This is a genomic window from Curtobacterium sp. SGAir0471 (genome assembly GCF_005490985.1).
Lineage (GTDB): Bacteria > Actinomycetota > Actinomycetes > Actinomycetales > Microbacteriaceae > Curtobacterium.
In genome coordinates this window covers 198940-219805 of sequence record NZ_CP027869.1, presented here as the reverse complement: position 1 = coordinate 219805, position 20866 = coordinate 198940, and the positions used below count along the sequence as shown (strand labels likewise).

The window sequence follows — 20866 nt, the reverse complement described above, 5'->3', positions numbered from 1 at the left end:
GGCCCGCGGGATCCGCTCAGTCGCGCGTCGGCAGGAGGTGGATCGCCTCCATCGCGAGCTCGGCGGCGATGGGCTCGCCCGCGGCCACCGCGTCGCGGAGCTTCACGAGCTCGGGGCGCACCACGTCGGTGGGGACGAGCTCGGCGAGCTCGGGGACCCGGAGCCGGAACGCGAGGCCGTCCGTGGTCGAGCGGCACAGCTGGGCGAGCGAGGCGTTGCCGCAGGCGTCGGCCCACAGCGAGTAGATGTCCGCACCCTCTCGTGCGACCTCGGCCTGCCGATCGGCGTCGAGGCGCGCCAGGACGTCGTCGATCACGCCGAGGACCCGCTTGCGCTCGGCGTCCGAGAACCGCGGGACGGCCAGCCGGACGACCCCGCCGTAGATGACGCCGAGCGTTCGGTACGCGTCGAGCAGTTCGTCCTTGGTCGGAGCGGCGACGCGCGTGTAGCGGTTCGGCGCCATCTCGATCAGTCCGGCTCGGGCGAGTTCCGCCAGTGCCTCGCGGATCGGGGTCCGGGAGACGCCGAGCCACGCGATGAGGTCGTCGTCGTTCAGCCGTTCGCCCGGCTCGAGCGTGCCGTCCATGATCGCGTCGCGGATCTTGTCCTGCACGGTGTCACGGAGCAGCTTGCGCTCGGCGGCCGGCTGCGTGGAGGGGACTGGCATGCCACCAGCGTGTCACATGTGACGGGCTGCGCGCGAGAGGCGCGACGGCCACCATGCGCGACGCCCCAGGTCGATCACGAGCGCCGGCACGAGCAGGGAACGGACCACCACGGTGTCGAGCAGCACGCCGAACGCCACCACGAAGGCGATCTGCGCCAGGAACAGGATCGGGATCACGCCGAGCGCCGCAAAGGTCGCCGCAAGGACGATGCCCGCCGAGGTGATCACGCCACCGGTGGCGGCGAGCCCGCGGAGCACCCCTTCCCGTGGCCCGTGCCGTAACGACTCCTCGCGCACACGGGTCATGAGGAAGATGTTGTAGTCGACCCCGAGCGCCACGAGGAACACGAACGCGTACAGCGGTACGGACGGGTCGGCCCCGGGGAACCGGAGGACGTGGTCGAACACCAGCGCGCCGACACCGAGCGCGGCCGCGAAGGACACGACGACGCTGCCGATGAGCACGAGCGGGGCCACCACGCTGCGCAGCAGCAGCACGAGGATCAGCAGGATCACGGCCAGCACCACGGGGATGATCACCGTCCGGTCCCGGATCCCGGTGTCGTTCGTGTCGACGGCGGTGGCGGTGACCCCGCCGACGACCGCGTCGGGGTCGACCCGCTCGACGGCGACCCGCAGGTCCCGGACGGTCCGCTCGGCGGCGGCGGAGTCGGCGGGGTCGGCGAGGGTTGCCTCGAGCAGGACGTCCCCGCGCGACACGGTCGGCTCCGCCGTGCCCGCGGCGCTCCCGTCGGCGGCTCCCGCTCCGACGGGGACCGTGCCCGACGGCGAGTCGGTCGATGCCGCCACCACGCCGTCGACCCCGCGGACCGAGCGGACGGCGTCGACGAGGGCGTCCAGGTCCCGCTCGGCGCCGATCACCTGCGCCGGGCTGCCGGACCCGCCGGGGAAGTGGTCGGCGAGCACGCGCTGACCGTCCCGGGCCTGGGACGCACCGATCACCAGGTCGCTCTGCGGCACGCCGTCGGCCCGGAGCCCGACCAGTCCGCTGCCCATCGCCAGGAGCGCCACCGTGCAGACGATCCACACCGTCCGGGACCGTCGCGCGACGAGCCGTCCGACCCGTGCCCACAGTCCGGTCGCGTCCGGACCGGTCGTCGGGCGACCGCCGGAGCCGAACGTCGGTCGCAGCGGCCAGAACGCCGCTCGTCGGAACGCCAGCAGCAGGGCGGGGAGCAGGGTGAGGGCGGCGAGCAGGCTGAACGCGATCCCGATCGCCGCGACCGGGCCGAGCGCCTTGTTCGAGTTCAGGTCGGACAGGAGCAGGCAGAGCACGCCGACGATGACGGTGCCACCCGAGGCGACGATCGGCTCGAACGCCCCGCGGAGTGCAGCGCGCGTGGCCTCCCAGCCGGTGCGGTGCTCGCGGAGCGCCTCGCGGTAGCGCGCCGTGTAGAGGAGCGCGTAGTCGGTCGCGGCCCCGATCACCAGGATCGACAGGATGCCCTGCACCTGCCCGTTGACGGTCACCACGCCGGCCTTCGCCAGCGCGTACACGACGAGGATCGAGGCACACAGTGCGAACGTCGCCGTGCCGAGCACCAGGAACGGCAGCAGCGGCGAACGGTAGACCACGACCAGGATGACGAACACCGCGGCCAGCGCCACCCCGAGCAGCAGGCCGTCGATGCCCGCGAACGCCGCGGTCAGGTCGGCCGTGAAGCCCGCCGGTCCGGTGACGTACCCCGCGACGCCGGCGGGCAGCGCGTCGTCCACCGTGGTCCGGATCGCCGTGACCGCGTCCCCGGTGTCCGCACCCTCGGTCAGCGTCGCGACGATCTCGGCCGCGTCGCCGTCCTCGCTCGGGATCACCGGGCTCGTGCCCTGGACGTCGTCCCGTGCACCGAGGTCCTCGGCGATCCGGTCGGCCGCCGCGAGGTCGTCGCGCGTCAGACCACCGTCGCGCTCGAGCACGACGATCGCCGGCGCCCCGGACGCCTGTCGGAACTCCGCGGCGCGCTCCTGCACCCGCGTCGCGTCCGCCGACGCCGGCAGGAAGGACGTCTGGTCGTTCGTGGCGACCTCGGAGATCTTCCCGAAGACGGGACCGCCGATCCCGGCCACGACGAGCCAGGCGAGGATGACGAGGGCGGGCAGGACGACGCGGAGGGACCGGGGCACGTCGGCGAGCGTACACCGATCGTCAGCATGCTGACTATCCTGCCGCGAGCGGCTCGCCTCGGCGTCGCGCCCGTAGACTCCCCACCATGCACGAACCCGCGGAGCAGTGGCCCCTCGGACGCCTGCTCTCCGCCGCCGCGCGTGCCGTCGAACGCGAGTGGGACGAACGACTCCGGGCGGTCGGCTTGACGCACGCAGCCCTCGTCGCGATCGACATCCTGCTCCGGACCGGCCCGACGGGCGCCGACACCCTCGCCAGGACCGCGCGCGTCCAGCCGCAGACCATGTCGCGGACGCTCGAGCGCGCCGAGCGGGACGGCCTGGTCGAGCGGACGTCGCACCCGGAGGACCGTCGGCGACGCGTGGTGACCGTCACCGACGAGGGTCGTCGCGCGTGGGAGACCGCGCAGCACATCGAGCGTGAGGTCCTGCCCGAGGACGTCGAGCTCCGACAGCGCCTCACCGACGTCCTTCGGCGATCGTGACATTGAAATACCACATGCAGTAGACTCCTCGGGTCGGCGCAGGGCCGACCCGATCCGCAGGAGTCCCGATGTCCGAGCGACGTGCCGCACGAGCTGCGGCGGAAGCAGCAGCAGCCGGAGCGCGGGCCGCCGCGAAGGCAGCAGCGGCCGAAGCGCGAGCAGCGGCGAAGCACTCTCGGGTGTCGGCCCGCAGGAAGCGCCCGGTGCTCGTCGCGCTGCTCGCCACGCTCGGCGCCCTGGCCGGTGTCGCCACCGTGCTCGCGGTCGTCGCGGCGGCCTTCCTCGGCGGCCTGGCCCGGAGCTTCGACACCCACACCGAGGCGATCCCCGAACCGTTCCCCGTCGGCGACCGACCTGCGCCGTCGAGCGGGGCCGAGAACATCCTGCTCATCGGGTCGGACTCCCGCTCCGGCCTCGACCCCGACGGCGACCACGCTGCGGGGGGACGGTCGGACACGCTGATGCTCGCCCACGTCCCGGCCGACCGCCGGCACGTCTACCTCATGTCGATCATGCGCGACTCGTGGGTCGACATCCCGGGCCACGGCCGGGCGAAGATCAACGCCGCGTACTCGTGGGGCGGTGTCCCGCTCACGGTGCAGACGGTGGAGCAGCTGCTCGACGTGCGGATCGACCACGTCGCCGAGATCGACCTCGCCGGGTTCGCGGGCATGACGGACGCGCTGGGCGGGGTGACGGTGCAGTCCCCGCAGGACTTCACCGCACGTGGCCACCACTTCACCCGCGGCGCGAACCGGCTCGACGGCGAACAGGCCCTGGCGTTCGTGCGGGAGCGGTACGCCTTCGCCGACGCCGACCACACCCGCGTGCGGAACCAGCAGGCGTTCCTGCGCGGGGTGTTCGACCAGGTCGTCTCCCGCGGCACCCTGACGAATCCGGGCCGACTGCAGGAGTTCGTCACCGCGACCAGTGAGCACCTCGCGGTCGACCCCGGCCTCGACGCCGCGACGATCGCCCGCCTCGGGTGGTCGCTGCGCGGGGTCCGGCCGGACGACCTCGTGACGTTCACGATGCCGACCGCGGGCGGTGGCACCACCGCGGACGGGCAGTCCTTCGTCCGGCTCGACGAGCACGACCGTTCGGCGATCTCCGCAGCACTGCGATCGGACGACCTGCAGCGCTGGCTCGACACCCGACCGCGCTAGACGCGCTCCAGGGGACAGGAGACACGAGGCACGCGACACGAGACCCCCGTGGCACGTGTGCCACGGGGGTCCCGTCGGATCGGGAGGTCGATCAGGCGGGGAGCTGGAGCTCCTGGCCGGCGTAGATCAGGTTCGCGTCGTCGATGGTCGACGTGTTCGCGGCCCAGAGCTTCATGTAGCCGCCGTCGATGTTCAGCTTCGTCGCGATCTGGTCGAGCGTGTCGCCCGACTGGATCGTGTACGTCTTGCCGCTGGTCGGCACGGCTGCCGGCTTGCTCGACACGGCAGCCTTCGGGGCGGCCGGCGTGGTCGCCTTCGGAGCCGCCTGCGTGGTCGCCTTCGGCGCGGACGGCGTGGTCGCCTTCGGCGCGGCCTGCTGCTGCGGTGCGGCCGGGGCCGCGGCCTGCGGTGCGGCACCGGTCGTCCCGCTCAGACCGAGCTTCGCGGAGCAGGCCGGCCATGCGCCCCAACCCTGCGACGCGAGGACGCGCTCCGCGACGGCGATCTGGGCCTCGCGGCTCGCGGAGGCCGGGTTGCCGGTGCCGCCGTGCGCCTGCCAGGTGCCGAGGTTGAACTGCAGGCCACCGTAGTAGCCGTTGCCGGTGTTGATGGCCCAGTTGCCGCCGGACTCGCACTGCGCGAGGGCGTCCCAGGTCGAGCCGGACGCTGCGTTCGCGGGCGCTGCCGCGAGGCCGACACCGGTCGCGGCGATGCCGGCGAACGCCAGGCCACCGACGATGGTGCGGGTACGGGAAAGCTTCTTCATGGTTGATCGCTCCACCGGGACCACGGACCCGAGGCCCGCCTGAGCGGACCCGGTCGCCACTGCCCGCCCCGACCGATCGCGGTCGTGTCGTGGGGTGCGCCGCCGGGGGCAGTGGTCTCGTGCCGGTGGCGCTGGTCGGCAACCATAGGAAATCCGTGACTGTTATCAAACCGAGACAATGGGTTCTACCCGTGAGTGGTATGTCCCCCACCGGCTTTCCTGAGTGCCCCGATCACCATGGGCGCGCAGATCGGTCTGTACCCGGGTACGTCACCTTGGCAGTTTCCTGGCAATGCTGCGGCCGGGAGGCCCGTGGCGGCCTGGCCGCGAGCCTCCCGACCGCCGCCTGGTCGCGTCCTGGTCAGCGCCTGGACAGCAGCGTCACGGCCTCCAGGTGACCGGTCTGCGGGAACATGTCCAGTACGCGCGCCCGCCGCAAGCGGAGCGACGGCATGCGCGCGAGGTCCTTCGCGAGGGTGACCGGGTTGCAGCTCGAGTACACGACGTGGTCGACGTCGGACTCCTCGAGCCAGGTCGCGAGCGTCTCGCCGATGCCCCGGCGGGGCGGGTTCACGACGACCAGCTCGGGCAGCGCGTCCGGCCGCGCACGGAGGGCGTGCTCGGTCGCGTCGTCGGCGGCGAAGCGGAGGTCGGTCAGCCCGGCCTCCCGCGCGGACTGCTTCGCGGACCGGATGGCCTCGCGACTGGTCTCGATCCCCGTCACGGCACGACCGGGGCGCGCGGCGTGCAGGGCGAAGCCGCCGACCCCGCAGTACAGGTCCCACATCGAGGCCGGTGCGACCTCGTCGATCCACGCCGCGGCCTGGTCGTACAGCTGGGTCGCGACGCTCGTGTTCGTCTGGAAGAAGCTCTGCGGCCGGAGGTGCATCGTGACGCGGTCGAAGCGCATGGGCAGCGTCTCCTGCTCGGTCAGCACGACCTCGCGCTCGCCCTCCGTCACCGCCTTGTGCTCCGGCAGCAGGTTCGCGGTGACCACGCCCGCCTCGGGCAGCACCCGTCGCAGGTGGTCGAGGTGCTCCCGCAGCCGGGGCAGTTGTCCCTCGGATCGCAGCACGAAGCGCACCATGAGCTCGCCGTCCGGGGACTCGGTCACGAGCACGAACTTCAGCTCGCCCCGACGGGCCGCGACGTCGTACGGGATCAACCCGGCGTCGGCGATGAAGTCCGCCAGGACCGGGAGCGCCCGCTGGATGCCCGGCGTGCAGATGCCGCAGTGCCGCAGGTCGACGCCGCGCTGCCGGTGGTCGAGGATCCCCACCGTGGGACGCTGCACGGTGCCGCCGACCACCATCTTCGCCTTGTTCCGGTAGCCGGACTCCGGGCTGGTGATCGCGGGCAGCCACTCCACGGCGCCGGCACCACCCGCGGCCTCGACGGCGTCGTGCAGGAGTTCGCGTGTGCGGATCTCCTTGTCGAGCACCTGGTCGCCGTAGGGCTGGCCCATGAGCGTGCACGACCGGCACACCCCCCGGTCGAAGTAGTCGCACTGCATGGCCGGCTCAGGATACGGCAGCGGCGTCCCGGGTCGTGGTCGCGATGCGGTACAGCGAGGTCGTCGCGGTGACGAACAGGGTCGTGCCGTCGTCACCGCCGAAGCAGAGGTTCGAGACGACCTCCGGCACGGGGACGTCGCCGGTGCGGGTGCCGTCGGGCGCGAACACCGTCACACCCCGGTGCGTCGAGGACCACACGTTGCCGTCGGCGTCGACGCGGATGCCGTCCGGGACGCCCTCGCCCTCGTCGAGCCGGACGAACACGCGGCCGTTCTTCACCCGTGTCCCGTCGACGTCGTACGCGCGGACGACCGGGTCCTGCGCCGACGAACTCGCCACGTACAGCGTCCGTCCGTCGGGCGAGAAGGCGAGGCCGTTCGGCTCGTCGACGTCGAGCACCACGGGACGCAGGTCCGCTCCGTGCGGCCCGCACCGGAACACCCAGTGGTCGCCGTACTCCCGCTCCCCCGGATGCCCCTCGCGTGGCTGCGTGATGCCGTACGCCGGATCGGTGAACCAGATCGAGCCGTCCCGCGCGACGACGACGTCGTTCGGCGAGTTCAACCGCGCGTCCCGCCAGCCGTCGACGACCGCGGTGACCGTACCGTCCCGGTCGCGCTCGACGCGTCGCCGGCCGTGCGAGCACTGCACGACGGAACCGTCACGGTCGAGGGTCCGGCCGTTCGTGTACTCGACACCCGATGCGTACACCGTCGTCTCGCCGGACTCCTGGTGCCACTGGAGGATCCGGTCGCCCGGGATGTCCGACCACCGCAGCGTGCGACTCGACGGGATCCAGCACGGCCCCTCGGCCCACGTGCTACCCGTCGCGATGCGCTCGACCGCGTCGGGATCGGGGACGAGGTCGGTGAGGCTCGGCACGGGGGTCCTCCTTCGGACGGTGACCCCACGCTACGACGTCAGGCGACCGCAGCGCCCTCGGCGCGACGCCGCACGGCCTTCTCGACCGCCGAGATCGCGAGGCCGAGCAGGATCGAGGCGACGACCGCGAGCGTCGTGACGAGGAAGGGCTGGTCGCGGCTCCAGCTCCCGGTGGCGGCGGCGATGCCCACGCAGTAGGCGGCCCAGACGACGTCGGCGACGAGGCAGGTGACCAGGAAGCGTCGGAGGTCGAGCCCGCTGTCGGCACCGACCAGGTTCGTGGTGAGCCGGCCCATCGGGATGAACCGACCGAGGACGGCGATGCGTCCGGGGGCCTTCCGGTAGCGGGCGTCGATCGACTCGCGCGCCTTCCGGACCTTCGGGCGGCTGAACCACGACCGCGAGCCGAGGTCGACGGTCCGCGCGAGGTGCCAGAGTGCGACGTCGCCGAGCACCATGCCGACCGTCGCCGCGACCACCAGGACGAGCACCGGCAGGAGGCCGCCGTCACCCCCGACGAGCAGGGTGCCGATCGCCACGACCAGCGCCTGGCTCGGCAGGAAGACCGCGACGCTGCCGACGGCGAGCACGAGCCCGACGACGAGGAAGGCCCACGGCGTGCCGACGAGCTGGAGCACCATCTCCTGCGCTGCGTCCACCGGTCACCTCCGTCGACGCGGGCGCGTCGACCTCGATCATCCCAGGTCGGGGCCCGGTCGGCGCTCGGTCCGTCGCTCGATCTCGCGCATCACGTCGGCGGCCTCGTCCGGTCGACCGCCGGCGACCGCCTGCGCGAGCGTGCGGTGGAGTCCGACGTCGTGCCGGTCCGGACGGATGCTGCCGCGCTCACGGAGCGTCTCCCCGCCCACCCGGTGCAGTCGTCGGTACAGCGCGTTGCCGGACAGGTCCAGCACGAGGGCGTGCAGCCGGATGTCCGCGACGGTGAAGTCGAGGCGGCGGTCCTCGGCCGCGGCGGACGCGAGCTCGTCCGCGGTGGCGAGCAGCGCCTCCCGGCCGGCCGCGCACTCGTCGAGGGGAGCTCGTCGGGCCGCCGCGGCGGCCGCTGCCGGCTCCACGGCGGTCCGCAGCTCGCGGAGCTCGGCGGACACCCGCGCGGCGTCCGGTCCCTGGAGGCGCCAGCGGACGACCCGCGGATCGAGGACGTCCCAGTCGGCGGGGTGCGCGACGACCACACCGACCCGGGGCCGCGCACGGAGCATGCCGAGGGCGACGAGGACCCGGACCGCCTCGCGCACGATGCTGCGGCTCGCGCCGGACCACGCGACCAGGTCGTCCGTGCTCCGGCGGCTGCCCGGGGCGAAGGCACCGGTGACGACGGCGGCGCCGATCCCGTCGAGCACCCGGTCGAAGGCGCTCGTCACCGCTGCGCGACGGGCGACAGGACCAGCTCGTCGATCCGCACGTGCTCCGGCTGCCCGAGCACGAAGACGACGGTCCGGCCGACGTCCTCGGGCTGCAGCATCCGTGCACGGGCCGCCGCGTCGGGGACCTCCGGCCGCTGGTCGAGGAAGTCCGTGGCGACGTCGCCCGGGCACAGGTGGGTGGCACGCACGCCGTGCTCGGCCTCCTGCTGGTTGAGCGTCCGGACGATCGATCCGAGCGCCGTCTTGCTCGCCGAGTACGCGACACCGGCGCCGGGTTGGAAGGACCAGCCCGCGTAGGACGACACCACCACGACCACGCCGCCCGACTCCCGGAGCGCCGGCAGCGCCGCGTCGACGACCGTCACCACCGCGGTCGTGTTCGTGTCGAGGACGGCTCTGACGTCGGCGAGCGACTGGTCGGCCCAGCGTCGCGCCGGCGTGTTCAGCCCCGCGGCCAGCACCAGGCCGTCGATGCGCCCGTACCGCTCGAGCACGGTGTCGCGAGCGGCCGACACGGCTCCGGCATCCGTCACGTCGAGCGGCAGCACGTCCACCGTTCCGCCGGTCGCCCGGACCTCGTCCGCGACCCGTTCGAGTCGCTCCCGCCGACGACCGCTGAGCACGATCGTCCATCCGTCGCGGCCCGCGGCGATCGCGCTCGCCGCCCCCATCCCGCTGCCGCCACCCGTGATCCAGAGCACCTTCGCCGTCATGCTCGAATAGTATGACCATTGGAGGCACCGGCGCCCGTCGGTCCTCGTCAGCGCCGACAACGGGAGCCGTGCATGCACCTCGACCTGACCGACCGCGTGGTGGTCGTCACCGGAGCCGGCAGGGGGATCGGCCGGACCCTCGCCGCTCGGTTCGCCGCCGAGGGGTGCCGCGTCGTCGCGTTCGACCTCGCCTTCGACGACGACACCGCGACGGCGACGCCGGACGTGGAGCAGGTCGTGTGCAACGTCGCCGATCCGGGCTCCGTCCGCGCCGCCGTCGACGAGGTGGTGCGTCGACACGGCACCGTCGACGTGCTCGTCAACAACGCGGGCATCAACGTCACCGGGACCGTCGCCGAGCTCGGGTGGGACGAGTGGCGGCGCTGCATGGACGTCAACCTCGGCGGGACCTTCCTGGTCAGCCAGGCGATCGCGCCGGTGATGCAGGCAGCCGGACGCGGCAGGATCGTCAACGCGGCATCGTTCGCGGCGATCGTGCCGAGCGTGGGCAGTGCGGCCTACGCGGCGTCGAAGGCCGCGGTGGTCTCCTTCACGCGGGTGCTCGCATCGGAGCTCGGCCCGTGGGGCATCACCGTGAACGCGTACGCCCCGGGCATGGTGCCGACCGCGATGAACGGCTTCGCCGCGATGCCGCAGGCCGACCAGGACCGACTGCTCGACACGCTCTCGCTCCGGCGGTGGGAGACCCCGGACGACGTCGCCGACCTGCTGGTCTTCCTCGCGAGCGACGCGTCCGCCTACATCACGGGGACGCTCGTCGACGTGTCCGGCGGCAAGCTCGCGACGCAGATCCCGGCACGGGCGCACGGGCGCTGAGGCCGGGCACGGAGCAGAGTGGAGCCGTCCGCACCGACGAGCGCGCCTGTCCGGGCGCTCAGGAACCTGTCATCCCTCATTCCGTAGGCTGTGAGGACCCAGTGAGCCGGACTGCAGCCCGACCCCGAGGAGGTGCCCGATGGTCTCCGTCCTCGTCGCGTTCGCGATCGTCGCCCTGATCGTCCCCGCCCTGACCCCGCTGATGGGGCGCCGCGTCTTCTACGTCGCCGCCCTCGCGCCCGCCTCCGCCGCGGTGCTGACCGTCGCACAGACCGACGCCGCCCTGCACGGTGGGGTCACGAGTCGGTGGCAGTGGATCCCGGAGCTCGACCTGGCGCTGTCCCTGCGGATGGACGCCCTGTCGTGGGTGCTCGCCCTGGTCGTCTCGGCCGTCGGGGCGCTCGTGCTCGTCTACTGCGCGTCGTACTTCGGGCGGGACGAGCCCGGGCTCGGCCGGTTCGCGTCCGTCCTGACCGCGTTCGCCGGGTCGATGTACGGCCTGGTCGTCGCCGACGACGTGATCGTGCTCTTCGTGCTGTGGGAGGCCACGACGGTCTTCTCGTACCTGCTCATCGGGCAGGACGCCGACAAGCGCGCGAGCCGTGCCGCCGCGATGCAGGCCCTCGTCGTGACGACCGCCGGCGGGCTGGCGATGCTCGCCGGACTCGTCGCCCTGTCGGTCACCGCGGGCACCACGAGCCTGTCCGGCATCATCGCGCAGGCGCCCGAGCTCGTCGACCGTCCCGGGCCACTCGTGCCGGTCGTGGTCGTCCTCGTGCTCCTCGGCGCGCTGACGAAGTCCGCGATCGTCCCGTTCCACTTCTGGCTGCCGGCAGCGATGGCCGCGCCGACCCCGGTCAGCGCCTACCTGCACGCCGCCGCGATGGTCAAGGCCGGCATCTACCTGGTCGCGCGCCTGGCCCCGGCCTTCGCGCTGCTGACCGGCTGGCGCGAGACGATCACCGTGCTCGGCGTGCTCGGCATGCTGATCGGTGGCTACCGGGCGCTGCGGCAGACCGACGTCAAGCTGCTGCTCGCCTACGGCACGGTCGCGCAGCTCGGGTTCCTCGTCCTCGCGGCGGGGTGGGGCGCACCGGCCGTCGCCCTGGGCGGCGTCGCCCTGCTCGTCGCCCACGCCACGTTCAAGTCGACGCTGTTCCTCGTCGTCGGCGCGGTCGACCACGTGACCGGAACCCGTGACCTGCGGAAGCTCAGCGGGCTCGGACGGAAGATGCCGTGGCTCGCCGTCGTGGCCGTCCTCGCCCTCGCCTCGATGGCGGGCATCCCGCCGACGGTCGGGTTCGTCGCGAAGGAGGCCGTCCTGACCGGTCTCGTCGAGGAACTCCACGGTCCGCAGGCCGCCTGGGCGTGGATCGCGCTCGTCGGGGTCACGCTCGGCTCGCTCCTCACCGTGGCCTACTCGCTCCGCTTCCTCTGGGGCACCTTCGCGCGGAAGTCCGGCGTGGCCGACACCGAGGCACACGGCCTGCACGGACTCGGCGTCGTCCCGTCCGTCCTCGCGGTCGCCGGCCTGGCACTGGGTGTGCTCACGCCCGTCGTCGCACACGGCGTCGAGCCCGCTGCGACCGCCGCGGCGCTGCCCGAGGGCGAGGTCCCGCACCTGGCGCTCTGGCACGGACTCGAGCCCGCACTCGGCCTCTCCGCGATCACCCTCGTCGGCGGTGTCGCCCTCTTCCTCGCGCGACGATGGGTCGAGGCCCTGCAGCACCGGCTCTCCGGGTCGCCGAGCGCGGCGGACACCTACCGGAAGACCATGCGCGGGCTCGACCGCCTGGCGACCGGACTCACCGCCGGGGTGCAGCGTGGTTCGCTCCCCTACTACCTGACCGTCATCCTGTCGGTGTTCGTCGCCGGTGCGCTGGCGAACCTGGTGCTCGGCGGCCCGTGGGCCTTCCGCGTGCGGTTCGCCGACTCGTGGGGCCAGGTGCCGGTGGTCGCCGTGATGGCCGTCGCCGCGATCGCGGTGCTGACGGCGAAGACCCGGTTCGCCGCCGCGGTGCTCGTCGGGGTCACCGGGTACGGGATGTCCGTGCTCTTCGTCCTGCACGGCGCGGTCGACCTCGCGCTCACCCAGCTCGTCGTCGAGACCGTCACGCTCATCGCGTTCGTGCTGGTGCTCCGCCGGCTCCCCCCGCGGATCGCCACGGCCAACCCGTCGCGCTTCCGGATCGCCCGGGCGCTGTTCGCCGCACTCGCCGGCGTCACGATGGCGATCGTGGTCGTCGTCGCCGCCTCGGCGCGGAACAGCACCCCGATCTGGCCCGACATCCCGGCCCTCACGAAGTCCTTCGGGCACGGCCTCAACGTCGTGAACGTCGCCCTGGTCGACCTGCGCGGCTGGGACACGCTCGGCGAGCTGACCGTCGTCGTCGCAGCGGCGACGGGTGTCGCGAGCCTCATCTTCCTCGACTCGCGGGAGGACACCCTGCCGCGACTGCGGGACCTGCCGTCGAGCGTCACCAGCGACAAGCACCGTCCGGACGGCGAGCCCCGCGCGTGGCTGCCGACGAGCGCCGCGATCCCGACCGGCCGCTCGGCGCTGCTCGACGTGGTCGTCCGCCTCCTCTTCCACGGGCTCGTCGTGCTGTCGCTCTACCTGCTCTTCGCCGGGCACAACGCCGCGGGCGGCGGGTTCGCCGGTGGGCTCGTCGCGGGCATCGCACTGGCCGGCCGGTACCTCGCCGGCGGCCCCGCGGAGCTCGGCGCCGCCGCTCCCGTGCGGGCCGGACGCCTGCTCGGACTCGGTGTCGCGACCGCGGCCACGACCGCGATCGTCCCGCTGTTCTTCGGGAAGGAAGCGCTGTACTCGTCCTTCATCGAGGCAGACGTCCCCGTGCTCGGCCACGTCGAGTTCGTCACCGCGACGTTCTTCGACATCGGCGTCTACCTGGTGGTCGTCGGACTCGTGCTCGACGTGCTCCGGAGCCTCGGGGCCGAGGTCGACCGGCAGCGCCTCGAGGACTCCCGCGCCCGCATCACCGACACCACGGAGGGCGACGTCGACGACAACACCGCCGCCACGACCCCGGAGGGGAGTGCCGTATGACCATCACCCTGGTCCTCGTCATCGCGATGGCGGTGCTGTTCTCGTGCGGCGTGTACCTGCTGCTCGAGCGGTCGCTGACCCGGATGCTGCTCGGCTTCCTGCTGCTCGGCAACTCGCTCAACCTGCTGCTGCTCATCATGTCCGGCGCGGCGGGCAACCCCCCGATCGGCGGCTCGTCCGAGGGCATCACCGACCCGCTCCCCCAGGCGTTCGCCCTGACCGCCATCGTCATCACCTTCGCGGTGAGCGCGTTCCTGCTCGCACTCATCCACCGCTCCTGGAAGCTGTCCCGCGCCGACGAGGTCGAGGTCGACGAGGCCGACGCCGCCATCGGCCGGGACCGCGAGGACGACCCCGCCGACGACGACCCCGAGATCGACACCGACCCCGAAGCAGCCCAGAACGAGGAGGCCACGCGATGACCTGGCTCGTCCCCCTGCTCGTCCTCGTCCCGCTGCTCGGCGCCGCCGTCGCGCTCGGGTTGTTGCGGCATCAGAAGCTCCAGCGCGCCATCACGGTCGCGGTGCTCGCCGTCGCCGTGGTCGTCGCCGCCACGCTCATGGTGCTCGTCGACCAGCACGGCACCATCGTCGTGCAGGTCGGCGGGTGGCAGGCGCCGTACGGCATCTCGCTCGTGGTCGACCGGTTGAGCGCGCTGCTCCTCACCGTGAGCGCGAGCGTGCTCCTGCTCGTCCTGCTGTTCTCGATCGGTCAGGGGCTGGCGGCCGACGACGAGGACGCTCCCGTCACGATCTACTACCCGACGTACCTCGTGCTCGCGGCCGGCGTGCTCGACGCGTTCCTCGCGGGTGACCTGTTCAACCTCTACGTCGCCTTCGAGATGCTCCTGGTGGCCAGCTACGTGCTCATCACCCTGGGTGGCAGCGAGCAGCGCGTCCGGGCCGGCACGACGTACATCATCACGAGCCTGATCGCCTCGGCGCTCTTCCTCGCCTCGATCGGCCTGGTCTACGGCGCGACCGGCACGGTGAACATCGCGCAGATCTCGGAGCGCGTCGCCGGGCTCCCCGAGCACGTGCAGCTCCTGCTCCACACGATGCTGCTCATCGCCTTCGGCATCAAGGCCGCGGTGTTCCCGCTCGCCTTCTGGCTGCCCGACTCCTACCCCACCGCACCGGCGCCGGTCACCGCGGTGTTCGCCGGTCTGCTCACCAAGGTCGGCATCTACGCGATCATCCGCCTCGAGACGATCATCTTCCCGCGACCCCAGCTCAACACGGTGCTGCTCGTCGTCGCCGTGCTCACGATGATCGTCGGCGTGCTGGGGGCCGTGTCCCAGACCGACGTGAAGCGCCTGCTGTCCTTCACGCTCATCAGCCACATCGGCTTCATGGTGATGGGCGTCGGGCTCGGCTCCGTCGTCGGCACCGCCGCGGCCGTGTTCTACACGGTGCACCACATCGTCGTGCAGACCACCCTGTTCCTGGTGTCGGGGGTGATGGAACGCGTCGGCGGGACGACGTCGACCCGGTCGCTCGGCGGACTGCTCAAGGCCGCCCCGCTCCTCGCGGCGCTCTACCTGGTGCCGGCGTTCAACCTCGGCGGCATCCCGCCGTTCTCCGGCTTCATCGGCAAGCTCGGCCTGTTCCGCGCCGCGGCCGAGGACGGGTCCCCGATGGCCTGGGTGACGGTCGGTGCCGGGGTGGTCACGAGCCTCCTGACCCTGTACGCGCTGATGCGCGTCTGGGACGCGGCCTTCTGGCGGCCGAAGCCCGCCGCCGAGGCGGCGGCCCCGCACGCCAGCACGGCCGAGCCGCACGCCCACCTGCGGTCGCCGGAACCCGCGCCGCTGACCGTCTCCGAGGAGACGGGCGAGGCGTACCACCCGGGAGGCTCGACCACCGTCACCGACGCGGCGCACGCGAGCAGTGCCTCCAGTCCGGCCACCGGCCAGACCGCGGCCGTCGAGCCGTCGGTCCACACGCCGCTGCCGCGGATGCTCGTCGCCGTCACGACGGTGGCGGTCCTCGGGTCGGTCGCCCTGACCGTCGTCGCCGGGCCGCTCTACGGCTACGCGACCCGCGCGGCGGAGTCGCTGGAGTCACCCGCCCGGTACGTGCAGGCGGTCCTGGGCAGCTCGGACGGAGGTACCGATGAGTGACACTCGCCGCATCACCAACGCCCGACGGATCGCCGTCGCCTGGCGGTACGACGTGCCGCTCGTGGCCGGACTGACCGTGCTCTGGGCGCTGCTGTGGGGGTCGTGGAGCGTCCTGACGCTGCTGTGCGGCCTGGTCGTCGCGCTCCTCGTCACGCAGCTGCTGCCGCTGCCGCCGGTCCCCCTGTCGAAGCGGTTCTCGCTGCCGCGCGCGCTGTGGTTCCTGGTGGTCTGGGCCGGGCACGTCGTCGTCGCCTCGTTCCGGGTGGCCTGGGCGGCCGTCCGGCCACGCGGTGTCCGCCGGAGCTCGATCGTGCTCGTGCAGCTGCACACCACGTCGGAGATGACCTTCACGCTCGCCACCCTGGCGATCTCCCTCGTGCCCGGGTCGTACGTCGCCGACGTCGACCTGCCCCGCCGACGCCTGCTCATCCACGTGCTCGACACCGAGCGCCCTGAGCAGGTCGACCAGGAGCGGCGGACCGTCGCACGAATCGAGGAGCTCGTCATCCGCGCCATCGGGTCGAAGCAGGACGTCTCCGAACTCGCCGAGCCGCTGCCGGAGGTGACCTGGTGAGCGCCGCGGTCGTCGTCATGGCCGTCGGGATCGCCCTCGTCCTCGTGCTGCTCGGCGCCACGCTCGCGCTGGCCGTCGGGCGGATCGTCCGCGGACCGACGATCCTCGACCGGATGATCGGGTCCGACATGGTGCTCACCACCGCGCTCGTCGTGATCGCCGCCGCGATGGTGGTCCGGCGCGACCTGACCGCGGTGCCGGTGCTGGTCGTCATCGCGGCGACGAGCGTGTTCGCGACCATCGCCGTCGCGCGCATCGTCACGCCGTCGTCGGACCCGTCCGACGAGGGCACGGACGTGACCACGCCGGAGCACGCCGTGGAGGAGGAGTCGAAGTGATCGAGATCCTGGAGTCCTTCGTCGACGGCGCCGGTGTGCGCGCCTGGATCGCCCTCGGCCTGATGCTGGTCGCCGCGGCGCTGTCCCTCGGTGCCGCCGTCGGCATCGTGCGCTTCCGGGACCCGCTCGTCCGACTGCACTCGATGGCGAAGCCGCAGGTGCTCGGGTTGGCACTCGCCCTGGCCGCGATCGTCGTGGCGGTGTGGACCTGGACGGCGTTCTGGGTCGTGCTGCCCGTGCTCGTGTTCCAGCTCTTCCTGGTGCCGGTGTCGACGCACATGATCGCGCGTGCCGGGCTGCGGTCGAACGACTACCGGCACGAGGACCTGCTGGTCGACGACACCGAGGACTGACTCACCCCGCGCTAGCTTGGCCCGCTCTTGGCACCTCTGCCGACCTCGCCATCGAAGAGTCGGGCTCACCCCCCCCCGTTCTAGGGCGCACCGTCGAGTAGCGAAGATCCTTCGAATTCGTCTAGCTTCTCCGAGGAGCACTCGTCGGAGACCCAACCCAGACCAACCGGTTCCGGTTCGAGCTTCGATCAGCGACGTTCTGCCCAGCCGACCGCAAGGTTTGTTGGGCAGCGAGCGCTCCGACCATCGCGCAACGCACCCCGAGCGGCCTGCGCCACGACCCGAGAGAACGAGCCTTGCCCCAGGACACACCCCCCGGCTGGTACCCAGCACCGCACGCCGACAACGAACCACGTTACTGGGACGGACGCGACTGGGCAGAGACCCCGCCGCCCTTCCAGCCGGATCAGCCAAACGCGCAGATGCACGGATCGGTGGCGCAGATGGCTCCTCCCACGGTGCAAGCCCCCGGCTCGGGGACCCAGCCGACCGGACTGTCCATCGCAGCGCTCGTCGTCGGCATCCTGGCCTTCCTCACGGGCCTCGTGCCCGTGCTCGGCCTCTTGCTCGCCATCGCAGCCGTCGTCTTGGCGATCATGGCGCTGGTCAAGCGGCAGGCGAAGAAGATGGCCATCACCGGCCTCGTCCTCGGCGGGGTCGCCCTGCTGACCGGCCTGGCAGTGGCCGGCGGAGGGGATGACAGCTCCGATTCCGCATCGACGGCTTCCAGCGTGGTCGAGGCTGCTGAGACGGCCAAGCCCACCGAGCCGTCGGAGCAGGAGACCCCGCCGAACGCGCCAGCCGCCGCCGACGAGTCTGAGACGGCGTCCGAGGCAGCTCCGGCTGCGGCTGGCACCGTCGAGAACCCTGCGCCGCAGCCCTACACCGCCAAAGGGCTGCTCGGCGGCGAGAAGTACAGCTTGACGGCGCGCATCGTGGATGCCAACGCAAATGCAGCCGTCGCGCAGTACAACATGTTCAACGACGAAGCGCCGGCTGGGTTCAAGTACGTCGTCGCGGAACTGACGATGACGGGGATCGACCCGGATGGCGTCGAGCCCTCACTTGCGTCGGTCGATCTCTCCCTCGCGACCCCCGAGGGCAACCGGTACGACGGCGAGTACATCATGTTCGGTGATGGGATGCCCTCCATGAGCGACGGACCGACCCTCTACCCCGGATCGAAGTTCACCGGGTACACCGCTTACCTCGTTCCGGACAGCGCGCAGTCCTTCCTGCTCTACGACAACGGGAAGTACATCGCCTTCTGAGCCGCCGAGATCAGCAAACGCTCTTCTGCCGCCGATCAGGATTCTTCGGCTGACGCTGCGCACCGAGTCGACGCTGTAGAGGAAGTGCCCCCGACCGCGGTCGGGGGCACTTCCTCTACTTCCTCTACTTCCTCTACTTCCTCTACTCATCCCCCAAGATCTCGTCCACGTCGTCGTCCGAGAGTCCTGCGCCGTGCGGGTGGACCGGCTGGAGCTGCTCCCATGCGAGCACGTCCGCCAGCGTCTCGGCGAGCGGTCTGCGCATCAGACCGGCCGATCGCGCCCGGTGGGCCGGGCGGTCGTTCATCCCTTGGTGGTCGTCGTCGGGGATCCACAGTGGCAGGGACCTCGCACCCGCCCACGGGGCCACGCCGCGCTCGAGGAGCACCTCGTCCGCCAGCGGCACGACCGGGACGTCCGCGGCGGCGGCCGCGCGTGCTGCGTCGAGGTGCTGGCGCAACGTGAGGACCTCGCCGGCGACGTCGTGGACGCCCGCTCGGCCACCCTCGGCCGCTCCGACGAGCCAGTCCGCGAGGTCACGGACGTCGATCACCGAGGTGGACCGGTCCGTCCGCGCGGGGATCACGACTGCGCGACCGATCGCGGCTGCACGAGCGAACCGCCACGGCCAGTAGCCAGAACGTCCGGTGTGGTCGCCCGGTCCTCCGACGAGTCCGGCCCGGGCGATCGACGTCCGCTCGGCTCCGAAAGCGTCGACGACCGCGCGCTCGCACGCCACCTTGGCGGCGCCGTACTCGGCGGGGTCGTCGGACGGGTCGAGCACGGCGGCGTGTTCGTCGGCACCGCGCTCGGCCTGGGAGGCGTAGACGCTGACGGTCGACACGAAGACGTACCGGTCGGCGACGGGCTCGAGGTCCCGGACGGCCCGGCGGACGTGCTCCGGGGCGCGCGAGACGTCGATGACCGCGTCCCAGTGCTCACGGGACACCACGGCCAGGGCATCGTCGTGGTCGCGGTCGGCCTGCACGAGCCGAGCGCCCGCGGGGACGTCGGAGCCGCGCGCGACGCAGGCGACGTCGTGACCGGCGTCGAGGGCGTGCTGCACGACGGTCCGGCCGAGCCAGGCGGTGCCGCCGAGGACGAGGATGCGCATGTGGTCCAGCCTGCACCGAGCCGCAGCGGTCGGGCCGCGCCGGCCGGGCGCAGGGTGGGTCAGGCGGTCGCAGCGACCGGCGTGCGCTCCCGCCGTGCGAGCAGCAGGTCCACCACGGCGGCGGCGACGACCAGCGCCGCGGCGTACGCGGGGAACGCCATCGCGGCACCGGTGCCGGCCCGCTCCGCGACCTCGCCGACGACGGCCGACGCGATCGACTGCCCGACGATGACCGCCGAGCCGAGGATCGTCATCGTGGTCGCCGAGCGTCCGACGGGTGACCGGTCCGAGCCCAGGCTGTACTGCGCCACGAGGGTCGGACCGATGCCGATGCCCATCACGCCGAGCACGAGGACGACCGCGCCGACGGAGTCCACCCGGCTGAAGGCGATCGCGCCACCGAGCAGCACGACGCCGAACACGAGCCAGCGCCAGGCGACGCCGAACCGCTGCGGGAACGCAGCCGACCCGAGCGCGAGCGCCGCGGAGCCGATCCCCATCACGCCGTAGAGCAGGCCCGCCCGGGACGCCTCGCCCTGCTGTTCCATGAACGCCGTCAGCGAGGTCAGCGTGGCTCCGAAGAAGAGCCCGATCCCGAGGATCCCGACGACGACCACGAGGAGCCGGGGGCGCAGCAGCTGCCGGGCCGGAGCGCGCGTCTCCTGGGCCGGGCCACCGACGACGAGGGCACCGGTCGGGTGCAGGGCGAAGGCGGTGACGAAGACGAAGGTCAGCGCCGAGGCTCCCGCGACGGCGACCCACGGTGCGATCGTGCTCGCGAGCAGGCCGACCAGGAACGGTCCGACGATGAAGACGGTCTCGTCCGCGGCCGACTCGTACGCCATCGTGCCGCTGAACACCTTGTCGCGTCGGGCCCCGGACATGCGCTGCCGGATGATCGCGACGAGTCGCGTGCGGGACATCGGCGCGACCTGGGGCGCGGTCGCTCCGATGAGGAACGACATGGCGAGGACGGCGAGGTCGGGTGCGGTGCTCGCGACGACGAGCGGCAGGACCCCGAGGAGCACGGCGTTCGCGAGGCCGACCGGCACGAGGACGGCACGCTGGCCGAAGCGGTCCGCGGCCGCACCGACGAGCGGCCCGAAGACCGCCGAGCCGATGCCGACGAACGCGGAGTTGATGCCGCCGAGGGCGACGGAGTCACGGGACGCGACCACGAGGGTCAGGACACCGACGACCATCATCGCGAAGGGGAGCCGGGCGACGAACGCGATCGGGAAGTACCACCGACCGGCGAGGGAGACGAGGGACGCGTCGGAGCGTCGGGGTTGGAGCATGAGGGGGTGTGCCTTCTGGGGCCCGGCCTGGTCGGGCAGCGGGCCCGTCGGGTGCCGCCGCTGTCCGTCGGTGGGGTCGACGGCCGGTAGATACACACTGCTTGCTGTTGTGTCCCACCAGGGTACCAAGCCCGTCCGGACGGCACACGGGATCCGTCGGGACGCACCACGG

20 protein-coding genes are annotated in these 20866 nt (G+C 72.3%); 10 read left to right on the top strand and 10 right to left on the bottom strand.

The annotated features are described in order from the left end of the window. Positions 1 to 16 precede the first annotated feature (16 nt). Both C1N91_RS01145 and C1N91_RS01140 read right to left on the bottom strand, forming a co-directional pair. Positions 17 to 667, bottom strand: a complete 651-nt coding sequence (locus C1N91_RS01145; protein ID WP_137766243.1) for a GntR family transcriptional regulator — start codon at positions 665 to 667, stop codon at positions 17 to 19. A 12-nt stretch (positions 668 to 679) separates the two neighbouring features. Then, positions 680 to 2809: an MMPL family transporter gene (locus tag C1N91_RS01140; RefSeq protein ID WP_137766242.1), complete on the bottom strand. Its 2130-nt coding sequence runs from the start codon at positions 2807 to 2809 to the stop codon at positions 680 to 682. An 86-nt stretch (positions 2810 to 2895) separates the two neighbouring features. Here C1N91_RS01140 and C1N91_RS01135 point away from each other — a divergent pair, with 86 nt between their 5' ends. Both C1N91_RS01135 and C1N91_RS01130 read left to right on the top strand, forming a co-directional pair. Beyond that, positions 2896 to 3294 carry a MarR family winged helix-turn-helix transcriptional regulator gene (locus tag C1N91_RS01135; RefSeq protein ID WP_137766241.1) on the top strand — a complete coding sequence of 133 codons (399 nt, stop codon included), beginning with the start codon at positions 2896 to 2898 and terminating at the stop codon, positions 3292 to 3294. Positions 3295 to 3362: 68 nt separating this feature from the next. After that, positions 3363 to 4460, top strand: coding sequence for an LCP family protein (locus tag C1N91_RS01130; protein ID WP_137766240.1), 1098 nt, complete (start codon positions 3363 to 3365; stop codon positions 4458 to 4460). A gap of 91 nt (positions 4461 to 4551) precedes the next feature. Here C1N91_RS01130 and C1N91_RS17080 read toward each other — a convergent pair whose 3' ends face one another. From C1N91_RS17080 to C1N91_RS01100, 6 genes are all read right to left on the bottom strand, one after another. Next, the gene (locus C1N91_RS17080) at positions 4552 to 5226 is read right to left on the bottom strand and encodes a LysM peptidoglycan-binding domain-containing protein (protein WP_137766239.1); all 675 of its coding nucleotides are present in this window, start codon (positions 5224 to 5226) and stop codon (positions 4552 to 4554) included. A gap of 361 nt (positions 5227 to 5587) precedes the next feature. After that, a complete protein-coding gene (gene rlmC, locus C1N91_RS01120) occupies positions 5588 to 6739 on the bottom strand; it encodes a 23S rRNA (uracil(747)-C(5))-methyltransferase RlmC (RefSeq protein WP_137766238.1) in 1152 nt (383 codons plus the stop codon). Positions 6740 to 6746: 7 nt separating this feature from the next. Beyond that, complete coding sequence (locus tag C1N91_RS01115; RefSeq protein WP_137766237.1) at positions 6747 to 7622, bottom strand: SMP-30/gluconolactonase/LRE family protein; 876 nt, start codon at positions 7620 to 7622, stop codon at positions 6747 to 6749. A 38-nt stretch (positions 7623 to 7660) separates the two neighbouring features. Then, a complete protein-coding gene (locus C1N91_RS01110; protein WP_137766236.1) occupies positions 7661 to 8281 on the bottom strand; it encodes a DedA family protein in 621 nt (206 codons plus the stop codon). 36 nt (positions 8282 to 8317) lie between these two features. After that, complete coding sequence (locus C1N91_RS01105; RefSeq protein ID WP_137766235.1) at positions 8318 to 9004, bottom strand: FadR/GntR family transcriptional regulator; 687 nt, start codon at positions 9002 to 9004, stop codon at positions 8318 to 8320. Then, on the bottom strand, positions 9001 to 9720 hold the full coding sequence (locus C1N91_RS01100) for an SDR family oxidoreductase (protein WP_137766234.1): 720 nt from the start codon (positions 9718 to 9720) through the stop codon (positions 9001 to 9003). Before C1N91_RS01100 ends, C1N91_RS01105 begins: the two co-directional genes overlap by 4 nt. A 72-nt stretch (positions 9721 to 9792) precedes the next feature. Between C1N91_RS01100 and C1N91_RS01095 the strand changes: the two genes are divergently transcribed. The 8 genes from C1N91_RS01095 to C1N91_RS01060 all read left to right on the top strand — a co-directional run bounded on the left by C1N91_RS01095 (position 9793) and on the right by C1N91_RS01060 (position 18282). Beyond that, positions 9793 to 10557, top strand: coding sequence for an SDR family NAD(P)-dependent oxidoreductase (locus C1N91_RS01095; RefSeq protein ID WP_137766233.1), 765 nt, complete (start codon positions 9793 to 9795; stop codon positions 10555 to 10557). Between the two features lie 139 nt (positions 10558 to 10696). Then, positions 10697 to 13624 (top strand): Na+/H+ antiporter subunit A, encoded by a 2928-nt coding sequence (locus tag C1N91_RS01090; protein WP_137766232.1) that lies wholly within the window; start codon positions 10697 to 10699, stop codon positions 13622 to 13624. Then, complete coding sequence (locus C1N91_RS01085; protein WP_137766231.1) at positions 13621 to 14046, top strand: Na(+)/H(+) antiporter subunit C; 426 nt, start codon at positions 13621 to 13623, stop codon at positions 14044 to 14046. Before C1N91_RS01090 ends, C1N91_RS01085 begins: the two co-directional genes overlap by 4 nt. Next, positions 14043 to 15746, top strand: coding sequence for a Na+/H+ antiporter subunit D (locus C1N91_RS01080; protein WP_137766230.1), 1704 nt, complete (start codon positions 14043 to 14045; stop codon positions 15744 to 15746). The genes C1N91_RS01085 and C1N91_RS01080 overlap by 4 nt, the downstream gene beginning before the upstream one ends. Further along, the gene (locus C1N91_RS01075) at positions 15739 to 16320 is read left to right on the top strand and encodes a Na+/H+ antiporter subunit E (RefSeq protein ID WP_137766229.1); all 582 of its coding nucleotides are present in this window, start codon (positions 15739 to 15741) and stop codon (positions 16318 to 16320) included. Before C1N91_RS01080 ends, C1N91_RS01075 begins: the two co-directional genes overlap by 8 nt. After that, positions 16317 to 16658: a sodium:proton antiporter gene (locus tag C1N91_RS01070; RefSeq protein ID WP_175415849.1), complete on the top strand. Its 342-nt coding sequence runs from the start codon at positions 16317 to 16319 to the stop codon at positions 16656 to 16658. The genes C1N91_RS01075 and C1N91_RS01070 overlap by 4 nt, the downstream gene beginning before the upstream one ends. Then, positions 16655 to 17011 carry a cation:proton antiporter gene (locus tag C1N91_RS01065; protein WP_137766228.1) on the top strand — a complete coding sequence of 119 codons (357 nt, stop codon included), beginning with the start codon at positions 16655 to 16657 and terminating at the stop codon, positions 17009 to 17011. Before C1N91_RS01070 ends, C1N91_RS01065 begins: the two co-directional genes overlap by 4 nt. A gap of 296 nt (positions 17012 to 17307) precedes the next feature. Beyond that, positions 17308 to 18282, top strand: coding sequence for a DUF4190 domain-containing protein (locus C1N91_RS01060; protein WP_137766227.1), 975 nt, complete (start codon positions 17308 to 17310; stop codon positions 18280 to 18282). A gap of 142 nt (positions 18283 to 18424) precedes the next feature. Here C1N91_RS01060 and C1N91_RS01055 read toward each other — a convergent pair whose 3' ends face one another. Next, on the bottom strand, positions 18425 to 19396 hold the full coding sequence (locus tag C1N91_RS01055) for an NAD-dependent epimerase/dehydratase family protein (RefSeq protein WP_137766226.1): 972 nt from the start codon (positions 19394 to 19396) through the stop codon (positions 18425 to 18427). 59 nt (positions 19397 to 19455) lie between these two features. Further along, positions 19456 to 20694 carry an MFS transporter gene (locus C1N91_RS01050; protein WP_137766225.1) on the bottom strand — a complete coding sequence of 413 codons (1239 nt, stop codon included), beginning with the start codon at positions 20692 to 20694 and terminating at the stop codon, positions 19456 to 19458. Positions 20695 to 20866 lie beyond the last annotated feature (172 nt).

Excerpts from the sequence above, each read along its gene's own strand:
- C1N91_RS01145 (WP_137766243.1), bottom strand. The coding sequence starts at position 667 with ATGCCAGTCCCCTCCACGCAGCCGGCCGCCGAGCGCAAGCTGCTCCGT.
- C1N91_RS01135 (WP_137766241.1), top strand. The coding sequence starts at position 2,896 with ATGCACGAACCCGCGGAGCAGTGGCCCCTCGGACGCCTGCTCTCCGCC.
- C1N91_RS01130 (WP_137766240.1), top strand. The coding sequence starts at position 3,363 with ATGTCCGAGCGACGTGCCGCACGAGCTGCGGCGGAAGCAGCAGCAGCC.
- C1N91_RS17080 (WP_137766239.1), bottom strand. The coding sequence starts at position 5,226 with ATGAAGAAGCTTTCCCGTACCCGCACCATCGTCGGTGGCCTGGCGTTC.
- rlmC (WP_137766238.1), bottom strand. The coding sequence starts at position 6,739 with ATGCAGTGCGACTACTTCGACCGGGGGGTGTGCCGGTCGTGCACGCTC.
- C1N91_RS01100 (WP_137766234.1), bottom strand. The coding sequence starts at position 9,720 with ATGACGGCGAAGGTGCTCTGGATCACGGGTGGCGGCAGCGGGATGGGG.
- C1N91_RS01095 (WP_137766233.1), top strand. The coding sequence starts at position 9,793 with ATGCACCTCGACCTGACCGACCGCGTGGTGGTCGTCACCGGAGCCGGC.
- C1N91_RS01090 (WP_137766232.1), top strand. The coding sequence starts at position 10,697 with ATGGTCTCCGTCCTCGTCGCGTTCGCGATCGTCGCCCTGATCGTCCCC.
- C1N91_RS01085 (WP_137766231.1), top strand. The coding sequence starts at position 13,621 with ATGACCATCACCCTGGTCCTCGTCATCGCGATGGCGGTGCTGTTCTCG.
- C1N91_RS01080 (WP_137766230.1), top strand. The coding sequence starts at position 14,043 with ATGACCTGGCTCGTCCCCCTGCTCGTCCTCGTCCCGCTGCTCGGCGCC.
- C1N91_RS01075 (WP_137766229.1), top strand. The coding sequence starts at position 15,739 with ATGAGTGACACTCGCCGCATCACCAACGCCCGACGGATCGCCGTCGCC.
- C1N91_RS01055 (WP_137766226.1), bottom strand. The coding sequence starts at position 19,396 with ATGCGCATCCTCGTCCTCGGCGGCACCGCCTGGCTCGGCCGGACCGTC.
- C1N91_RS01050 (WP_137766225.1), bottom strand. The coding sequence starts at position 20,694 with ATGCTCCAACCCCGACGCTCCGACGCGTCCCTCGTCTCCCTCGCCGGT.